This window comes from Peribacillus saganii, from assembly GCF_003429095.1.
In the GTDB taxonomy this organism is placed as follows: Bacteria; Bacillota; Bacilli; order Bacillales; family DSM-1321; genus Peribacillus; species Peribacillus saganii.
Window position 1 is genome coordinate 85,286 of sequence record NZ_QVTE01000012.1, and the last position, 8,579, is coordinate 93,864.

At 43.6% G+C, this 8,579-nt stretch carries 9 protein-coding genes and 1 riboswitch; of the genes, 5 read left to right on the plus strand and 4 right to left on the minus strand.

The window, feature by feature from the left end:
- The first annotated feature begins 171 nt into the window (after window positions 1-171).
- Window positions 172-621, plus strand: coding sequence for a universal stress protein (locus D0469_RS05420; RefSeq protein WP_117325623.1), 450 nt, complete (start codon window positions 172-174; stop codon window positions 619-621).
- Between the two features lie 125 nt (window positions 622-746).
- Here the strand turns inward: D0469_RS05420 and argH are convergent, their stop codons facing one another.
- The gene (gene argH / locus D0469_RS05425; RefSeq protein ID WP_117325624.1) at window positions 747-2,138 is read right to left on the minus strand and encodes an argininosuccinate lyase; all 1,392 of its coding nucleotides are present in this window, start codon (window positions 2,136-2,138) and stop codon (window positions 747-749) included.
- Window positions 2,135-3,340: an argininosuccinate synthase gene (locus tag D0469_RS05430; RefSeq protein ID WP_117325625.1), complete on the minus strand. Its 1,206-nt coding sequence runs from the start codon at window positions 3,338-3,340 to the stop codon at window positions 2,135-2,137. The genes argH and D0469_RS05430 overlap by 4 nt, the downstream gene beginning before the upstream one ends.
- Window positions 3,341-3,620: 280 nt before the next feature.
- On the opposite strand from D0469_RS05430, the gene D0469_RS05435 reads away from it, so the two are divergent.
- The 3 genes from D0469_RS05435 to metC all read left to right on the plus strand — a co-directional run bounded on the left by D0469_RS05435 (window position 3,621) and on the right by metC (window position 6,503).
- Complete coding sequence (locus tag D0469_RS05435) at window positions 3,621-3,935, plus strand: hypothetical protein (protein WP_117325634.1); 315 nt, start codon at window positions 3,621-3,623, stop codon at window positions 3,933-3,935.
- Between the two features lie 87 nt (window positions 3,936-4,022).
- Window positions 4,023-4,141, plus strand: a riboswitch (SAM riboswitch).
- Window positions 4,142-4,219: 78 nt separating this feature from the next.
- A complete protein-coding gene (locus tag D0469_RS05440; protein ID WP_117325626.1) occupies window positions 4,220-5,338 on the plus strand; it encodes a methionine biosynthesis PLP-dependent protein in 1,119 nt (372 codons plus the stop codon).
- Entirely contained in the window at window positions 5,328-6,503 is a 1,176-nt protein-coding gene (gene metC / locus D0469_RS05445; RefSeq protein ID WP_117325627.1) for a cystathionine beta-lyase, read from the plus strand. The genes D0469_RS05440 and metC overlap by 11 nt, the downstream gene beginning before the upstream one ends.
- A gap of 256 nt (window positions 6,504-6,759) precedes the next feature.
- Here the strand turns inward: metC and D0469_RS05450 are convergent, their stop codons facing one another.
- Entirely contained in the window at window positions 6,760-7,275 is a 516-nt protein-coding gene (locus D0469_RS05450) for a MogA/MoaB family molybdenum cofactor biosynthesis protein (RefSeq protein ID WP_117325628.1), read from the minus strand.
- Entirely contained in the window at window positions 7,265-8,113 is an 849-nt protein-coding gene (locus D0469_RS05455; RefSeq protein WP_117325629.1) for an EcsC family protein, read from the minus strand. The genes D0469_RS05450 and D0469_RS05455 overlap by 11 nt, the downstream gene beginning before the upstream one ends.
- A gap of 173 nt (window positions 8,114-8,286) precedes the next feature.
- Between D0469_RS05455 and D0469_RS05460 the strand changes: the two genes are divergently transcribed.
- On the plus strand, window positions 8,287-8,505 hold the full coding sequence (locus tag D0469_RS05460) for a hypothetical protein (RefSeq protein ID WP_117325630.1): 219 nt from the start codon (window positions 8,287-8,289) through the stop codon (window positions 8,503-8,505).
- The last annotated feature ends 74 nt before the right edge of the window (window positions 8,506-8,579 follow it).

Here is an 8,579-nt window from a genome sequence, read left to right on the forward strand (position 1 = left end):
CAGCAATTATAACGGAAAACTGACTGAGCGGCTGACAGAAGCAGAGTCTTGTTTCTCTCGGCCGCTCTTTACTAATTTTCAGGATGTTAAAAGAAGTTCGCCATTTTGTTACATCCTGCAAAAAATGCCTTGGCCCTGGATGGTATAATATAGGAAAAGGAGAGGATTTACATGGGGCTTAAGTATAAAAAAATTCTTGTGGCAGTAGATGGATCAATGGAAGCCGAATGGGCATTTAAAAAGGCCATTGAAATTGCAAAGCGCAATAACGCGAAGCTTATACTTGCACATGTAGTCGATACTAGGAGTTTTGCTGCAATGGAAGCCTATAATATGACTATGAGTGACCGTGCAGAATCCTTTGCGGCTGAATTAACGGAAAAATACAAGCAAGAAGCGGCAGCATCCGGAATGCCAGACATCGAAATAGCCGTTGATTATGGCTCACCGAAAGTAAAGATCCCGAAAGATATTGCATATAAATATGATCTAGACTTGATCATATGCGGTGCCACTGGATTAAACGCCGTAGAAAGGCTGCTAATCGGCAGCGTCTCTGAGCATATTACCCGTTCATCACCCTGTGATGTACTTGTCGTCAGGACACAACAGGATGAATAGCTTAGGCAAGGTCCTGTTCATTGGGACGGTGCTGGAGCTAGACGTCTGAACATGTTAAAAAGTTAAAGTTACACTCTCTATGAAAAAACCTTGCCAAAAAATGGCAAGGTTTTCTTTATTACATATTAGATTTGTTTCTGGAATTCAGCAAGCAGACTTTTTCCTTTTTCGATTGCCAGAGAGACCTGCTTAAAGCCGGTCCCGCCAGCACTGTTTCTCCGTTTAACAGCTTCGTACGGGTTCAGAGCTGCATAAATATCATCCTCAAACAGACCTGACGCTGCTTTGAAATCAGAAAGCTGAAGATCTGCTAAATAACATCCCTTGTTGATGCATTGAAGCACCAGCTTTCCTACTACTTCATGTGCTTCCCTGAATGGCATGCCTTTCGAAGCAAGATAGTCAGCAAGTTCAGTAGCATTTGAGAAGTCTGATTTCGTAGCCTGCTCCATTTTTTCTGTGCGGACTTTCATCGTTGAAACCATGCCCTCAAATATTTTCAGAGATCCAATTACGGTTTTAACCGTGTCGAACATTCCCTCTTTATCTTCCTGCATATCTTTATTGTAGGCGAGCGGCAATCCCTTTAACACGGTAAGCAGCCCCATAAGGTTTCCATAAACTCTGCCTGTTTTCCCGCGGATAAGCTCAGCCATATCCGGATTCTTCTTCTGCGGCATAATACTGCTTCCGGTTGCAAACGCATCATCCAGCTCAATGAATTGGAATTCCTGGCTAGACCAAAGAATGATTTCCTCACTGAAACGGGAAAGGTGCATCATTAATGTTGAACTGTTACTTAAGAACTCCAGGATAAAATCTCTGTCACTTACCGCATCCATGCTATTTTCATAGATGGAAGCAAACCCAAGCTGTTCAGCGCTGTACACTCTGTCAATCGGGAAGGTAGTCCCTGCGAGCGCTCCAGCCCCAAGCGGTGATACATTAATTCTTTTCAGGCTTTCAGAAAAACGCTGTTTATCGCGTTCCAGCATCCAGAAATAAGCCATCAGGTGATGGGCGAAAGAAACCGGCTGTGCCCGCTGCAGGTGAGTGTACCCAGGGATTAGTGTCTCCACGTGCTGCTCGGCTTTGATTAGAACAGCTTCCTGCAGCCCATTTATCAGCTGCAGGACATCCTCTGTCTGCCTTCTTAAATATAAATGCATATCCGTAGCAACCTGATCATTGCGGCTTCTTCCTGTATGCAGCTTCCCGCCAACAGGGCCAATTTCTTCAATCAGCATGCTTTCTAAATTTAAATGGATATCTTCCATTTTCACGGAAAAAGATAATTCTCCCGCCTTTGCTTTTGTCTCCAGAGTCTTCAGGCCACCCTGTATCAGCTTAACATCAGATTCCGGAAGAATGCCCGTTTTGCCAAGCATGGCAACATGTGCAAGACTGCCTTCAATATCTTCAAGCACTAGCTCTTTGTCAAAAGAGATGGAAGCACCAAATTCATCTACCCATTCTTCAGCGGATTTCGTAAATCGTCCGCTCCACAGTTTGCTCACACTGTCACCTTCTTGTTTTTTACGATGCTGCTAACCTTTGTTGGAAGTCCCCAAAGATTAATGAAACCGACTGCTGCTGTATGATCAAACTCATCATCTGCCGTATAAGTAGCAAGTTTTTCATCGTATAGAGAGTATTCCGATTTTCTTCCTTCAATAATTGCGTGTCCTTTGAACAGTTTTACGCGTACTGTTCCAGTAACGGTAGCCTGAGTTTCTTTTAAGAACGCCATTAAAGCATCCTTGAGAGGAGAGAACCATAAGCCCTCGTAAATCAGTTCAGTCAGCTTCTTTTCAATAACCGGCTTGAAATGAGCCACTTCTTTTACAAGTGTAATATCTTCAAGCTCCTTGTGAGCTTTAATTAATGTAATGGCTCCCGGACATTCATAAACTTCACGCGATTTGATACCTACTAGGCGGTTTTCAACATGGTCGATACGCCCCACACCATGCTTGCCGGCAATCTGGTTTAATTCAAGGATCAGGTTCGCTAATGTATAACCAGTTCCATTGAGCGTTACAGGTACACCTTGCTCAAAACCGATTTCAATGACGTCCGGTGTATCCGGTGTTTTTTCAAGGCTGTTAGTTAGCTCATACGCCTCTTCTGGCGGCGCTGCCCACGGATCCTCAAGGATACCGCACTCATTGCTGCGTCCCCAAAGATTTTGGTCAATGGAAAACGGGCTGTCTAAATTAATGGGAATCGGAATATTGTTGTCCTGTGCATACTGGATTTCTTCTTCACGAGACCATTTCCATTCACGAACCGGCGCGATAACCTTTAAGTCCGGATTTAAAGCCTGGATGGAGACCTCAAAACGCACTTGGTCATTTCCTTTTCCAGTGCAGCCGTGCGCTACGGCTACCGCATTTTCAAGCTCGGCAACTTCAACCAGCTTCTTGGCAATCAGCGGGCGGGAAAGAGCTGATACAAGCGGATATTTGCCTTCGTACAAAGTGTGGGCTTGAAGGGCTGCTAATGCGTACTCATTTGCGTACTCTTCCTTTGCATCAATAACATATGATTTAACAGCACCTACAGTCAGCGCCTTTTCTTTTATGAATTCTAAATCCTTACCTTCACCGACATCCAGGCAGCATGCTACCACATCAAAATTTTGTTCCTGTAACCATTTAATTGCAACGGAAGTATCCAAACCTCCGGAATATGCTAAAACCACTTTTGGATTTGCCATGTTTTTTCCTCCTATTTATGAATAAAAATTCACTTTATATTATTTTTATTCAAATTACCTGAGTAAACTTTACCAGCTTTAAAAATGGTTTGCAATAGTTTTTACCTAAATTTTTTATAAAAATTATAGTTGCATATTTTATTAGAACGCTAAAATGTATATGACATCCAGGATAATTGTTGTAAACTAATAGAAAACAGCCGGATAGGCGGACGGGGCGCGGAATTTGGTAATATATTTTCCTTTTGCACCGAATGGAGCTAATGAGGAGCTGAAGACGATGGATGAGATATTTTTCTTTGATAAACGGCTAGGGATTTCTATTCCTGTTTTCAAAAAAGAATGGGATCAATATAGCAAGGATATCCAGCAAAACATATTGTTTCATTGGGAGAAAATTCGCGGAACGATTCCTGACAGGATTAAAGAACTGGAGAATATCATCAATGAAAAACAGTCCCTCCTTTCCATTGAAAGTGATTTCGCTGTATCCTGCCGGCTCAATACAGAAATCGCTGAGCACGCATCTACGATAAATGAGTTATGGCTTTGGTTCAGGGTCAATCAATCTGTGAGCGGTAAAATGCACACTTAATTATTGATTAATCGGCAGCCAATCACAGCAGTCCTTGACATGCAGTCAATAGTGTAGTAAATTCAAAAGAAACTAAATATTTGATTTTTCTTATCCAGAGAGGTTTAGGGTCTGGCCCGATGACACCTCAGCAACCTTCACGCTAGGTTATTTCAGTGAAAAGGTGCTAATTCCAGCAAGTTCTTTAAAAACTTGGAAGATAAGGAGACGGCTTCGGTTTCATGTTTATTCAAAAGTCTTCTTCTTAAGAAGACTTTTTTTATTTTAATTAGGGAGTGGAATGAATGGTAAATATACATACAAAGCTAGCGCAAATTGGAAATAGGAGCGACAAGACCACAGGAACGGTTAATCCCCCCGTGTACTTTTCAACGGCATACCGGCATGAAGGGATTGGACAATCTACCGGCTACGATTATATCCGCACAGGGAATCCGACACGACAGATTTTAGAGCGTGCCATTGCAGATTTGGAGGGCGGGGATGCAGGGTTTGCCTGCAGTTCGGGAATGGCAGCAATCCTTACAGTACTGTCTCATTTTAAATCAGGTGACGAGTGGATCGTCAGCAGTGACCTTTACGGCGGAACGTATCGGATTTTAGAGCAGGGATTTAAAAAATGGGGGCTGGCAAGCAAATATGTAAACCCAAAATATCTCGATGAAGTAGAGAATGCGATCACACCGCAAACGAAAGCAATCTTCTTGGAAACACCGACAAATCCGCTTATGGAACAGGCTGACATTGCAGAAATCGCTAAAATAGCCAAACGTAACGAAATCCTTCTGATAGTGGATAATACCTTCTATACTCCGTTGCTGCAGAAGCCGATTGAGCTTGGTGCCGACATCGTAATCCACAGCGCAACAAAATACCTTGGAGGCCATAACGATGTCCTCGCAGGCCTAGTTGTTGCTAAAGGAAAAGAATTATGCGATTCATTGGCATTTCACCATAACGGTACCGGTGCCGTGTTAAGTCCTTTTGATTCATGGCTTGTCATGAGAGGGATGAAAACGCTTGGACTGAGAATGGAGAAGCATGAGAAAAATGCAAAAATTCTCGTGGATTATTTATCCCAGCACAGCTTGGTGGCTGACGTGCTATATCCGGGCAAAGGCGGAATGATTTCATTTAGGGTTCGGGATGAGTCTGACGTAAACCCATTTTTACAAGGTCTATGTCTTATTACATTTGCTGAAAGCCTGGGGGGAACAGAAAGCTTTATTACTTACCCAGCGACACAGACCCATGCCGATATCCCATTGGAGGTCCGGCTGAAAACAGGTGTCTGTAACAGGCTGCTCCGTTTTTCTGTTGGGATTGAGGATGCAGACGATTTAATCAATGACCTGGAACAGGCTTTCATTAACGTTAGAAAGGAGACTGCAGATGCCTACTGAAAACGAATTTACCTTTGAAACCAGCATTCTCCATAACAGCCATAAAATAGACCCTGTTACGGGGGCAGTCAGCGTTCCGATCCACCATGCCTCAACATTTCATCAGTTTGATATCGACAGCTTTGGAAGATACGATTACAGCCGGAGCGGGAACCCTACAAGGGAAGCATTGGAGGATTTAATAGCTCAAATGGAAGGCGGAACGAGAGGCTTTGCTTTTTCTTCCGGAATGGCTGCAATATCAACAGCGTTCCTGCTCCTTTCAGCCGGTGACCACGTCGTCATCACCGACGATGTTTATGGCGGAACCTACAGAATGATAACCCAGGTTCTCACCCGCTTTGGTATATCGCATTCTTTTGCCGATATGACGGATATTGAGGCAGTTAAGCGTGCCATTAAGCCAAATACGAAGTTGTTTTACGTAGAAACGCCTTCCAATCCATTGCTTAAGGTAACAGATATAAAGGAAATCAGCCGAATTGCAAAGGAACACGGCGCACTTACTTTTGTTGATAATACATTTTTAACCCCTGCCCTTCAAAAACCGCTTGAGCTTGGGGCAGATGTTGTTCTTCACAGCGCTACCAAATTCCTGTCTGGCCATAGCGATACCGTTGCTGGCCTTGCTGTGGTTAAAGATCCCGCATTGGCTGATAAACTTGGGTTCTTGCAAAATTCCTTTGGTGCTGTGCTCGGTGTCCAGGATGCATGGCTTGTCATGAGAGGAATTAAAACCCTTCATGTGCGCCTTTCTCATTCTGTAGCTGCCGCTGAAAAAATGGCACATTTCTTACAATCTCATGATCTTGTCAAGAATGTCTATTATCCGGGCTTAAAGAATCATCCACAATATGCTCTGCAGCAGCAGCAAGCAAAAGGCGCAGGTGCCGTATTGTCATTTGAATTGGAAAATGAGAGTGTTCTTCGATCCTTTATTGAAAACGTTAAGCTTCCTGTCTTTGCGGTAAGCCTTGGTGCAGTGGAATCTATACTATCCTACCCAGCCAAAATGTCGCATGCTGCCATGCCAGCCGAAGAAAGAGAAAGCAGAGGAATCAGCAGCTCCCTGCTTCGCCTTTCCGCAGGCCTTGAAAATGCGGATGACATGCTGGAAGACTTTTCTCAAGCTTTGAAAAAAAGTAAAAAAGTGATTACCGTATAAGCGGAATTGACAAATATCATTTCTTATAAAAAAGCGGCCTTCTTCCCGATATGTGATCAGGAAACGGCCGCTTTATATTTTATTCTCTTGAGGAATATTTTAATCCATAGTTCATATACGCGTGGGAATCCTCCAAGCTTCAAGCGAATTCGATGGAATTCTCGCTTATACATAAAAAATAATCGTATAACTACGCAAAGGAAACTAGCTGCAAACTGAAAAATCCGTTAAATCTGGACATTGCTTAATCGAAGCCCTATTCCAAATCCTTCTGAATTTCTTTCACCACATGGCCCATTTCAGGCAAAATCAGCTTCTCTAGCGCGAGGCGTACCGCTCCGGTCGAGCCTGGCATTGCAAAAATAGCCCGGTTTGCGGCAACCCCGGCGATCGCCCTGGAAAGAATGGCAGCCGATCCTATGTCCTCAGTGTAGCTAAGCATCCTGAACAGTTCCCCAAAACCTGGAATTTCTTTTTGAAGTACATTTTGAACCGTTTCAATTGTCACATCACGTTTCGCAATTCCTGTTCCACCGTTTGTCAGAATGACCTCAACTTCTTCATTTTCACAACCCCGTTGTATCGCGGTTTCAATTTCGATACTGTCATCCTTTACTATTTCATACAAATTAACCACATGGCCAGCATTCTCCAGCATTTCGATTATGAGCCTGCCGCTTTTGTCTGTTTCCGCTGTTCTGGTATCACTGACTGTTATCACCATGCAATTAACATGCCGTGGCGCGTCTTTCTTATGCTGGCTAACGCTCATTATTATCCCCTCTTTTCTTAAGTAAGTAGCGGCATTGGTAGTATTTATGGGCAAATTCCGTAATCGCCCGTGTCATCCGGTAGTTGGAGCCGGCCCCAATTGCAACACTTAAAAGAGGTACTCCCTGAAACAGCTTTTTCCGAAGGAGCGTAATAGCTGCAGCCTTTAAAATCTGCTTTAACGGCTGCTCAAGCCAGGAGGCGTCCGTTAATTCCTCTTTTCCCTCGTAAAAGTAATAATCCTCAGCTTCCTTTGTCTCGTTAATCAGTTCCTCCCAGCCATATCCCTGCAGCCTTCTTGGCATCCCGCCAGCCCTGAACACCTTTAGAGCCATTGTCATCTCAAAAGGAGTATTTACTTCAATTCCATATGTCATGGCGATAAGCTGAACAGCTCTAAGATTGAGGACCGTCATGGCCGGGATGTCACTGCCAAGCAGGACAATACCACCTGTGCCGCTGATTCCTCCCTGTGCGAAGGAATACAGGCGATGGCGGGCGATTTGCTGGTCAGCTATGTATTTTAATTGGTCAATCGACAAACTTCCCATGTCTTCGATAGAATGGACATCCTGATTAAACACTCTTGCAGAAGCTAATATGCGTTCCCTTGCATCCTGCTGAACCTGAGAGCTTTGCACCATAGCATGCAAATGGAATAGCCAGCTGTCCAGCTTTGCAAAAAATTTTCCGCGTATCTCTTCCGGCAACAGCAAAAAGGCTTGCTCCAGCCATTCCTCATATAGAATTTCCAAATCTGTAGGTTCATATTGAAACAGCTTCTCTTCCCATCCGCTAATTTCATTCCAGATGTGTTTTTCACGATCAGTTAATGCCATATCCAATCCTCCCTTAACCCCAATTGGCTGATTCTACCTGTAGTATAGCATAACAGCGGTTTCGGTCATTCATTTAAAGTGCGCATTCTCCGGAGGCCCTGGTCTAGCACCTGGAAAATACCAGGATTGATTTATATCGAACAGTACAACCTATTTCTTGGGGAGGTGAAAACATGAGTCAAAACAATCAAAACAACCAAAACAGTGCAGCGCAAAATGTTGCCGAACAAGTAAAAAACGGTGCAGGCGTAGTATTTGACGCTGCAAAAAATACAATCCAGGGTGCTGAGGACGTTGCAATGACAGCTGTAGACAAAACTGCAGATGTCATCGATCAAACAACAAATAGCGTATCCAATGGAATGAGAAATCAGCAAAACAATAATCGATAAAAGTAAAAACGCCATTATGTGGCGTTTTTCAGAGTGTCGAGAAACTCCCTAGAGATCAATATCCTTGGTCATAA

What these genes read in the sequence shown, in the direction of transcription:
- D0469_RS05420 (WP_117325623.1), top strand. Translation starts at nt 172, where the DNA reads ATGGGGCTTAAGTATAAAAAAATTCTTGTGGCAGTAGATGGATCAATG.
- D0469_RS05430 (WP_117325625.1), bottom strand. Translation starts at nt 3,340, where the DNA reads ATGGCAAATCCAAAAGTGGTTTTAGCATATTCCGGAGGTTTGGATACT.
- D0469_RS05435 (WP_117325634.1), top strand. Translation starts at nt 3,621, where the DNA reads ATGGATGAGATATTTTTCTTTGATAAACGGCTAGGGATTTCTATTCCT.
- D0469_RS05440 (WP_117325626.1), top strand. Translation starts at nt 4,220, where the DNA reads ATGGTAAATATACATACAAAGCTAGCGCAAATTGGAAATAGGAGCGAC.
- metC (WP_117325627.1), top strand. Translation starts at nt 5,328, where the DNA reads ATGCCTACTGAAAACGAATTTACCTTTGAAACCAGCATTCTCCATAAC.
- D0469_RS05450 (WP_117325628.1), bottom strand. Translation starts at nt 7,275, where the DNA reads ATGAGCGTTAGCCAGCATAAGAAAGACGCGCCACGGCATGTTAATTGC.
- D0469_RS05455 (WP_117325629.1), bottom strand. Translation starts at nt 8,113, where the DNA reads ATGGCATTAACTGATCGTGAAAAACACATCTGGAATGAAATTAGCGGA.
- D0469_RS05460 (WP_117325630.1), top strand. Translation starts at nt 8,287, where the DNA reads ATGAGTCAAAACAATCAAAACAACCAAAACAGTGCAGCGCAAAATGTT.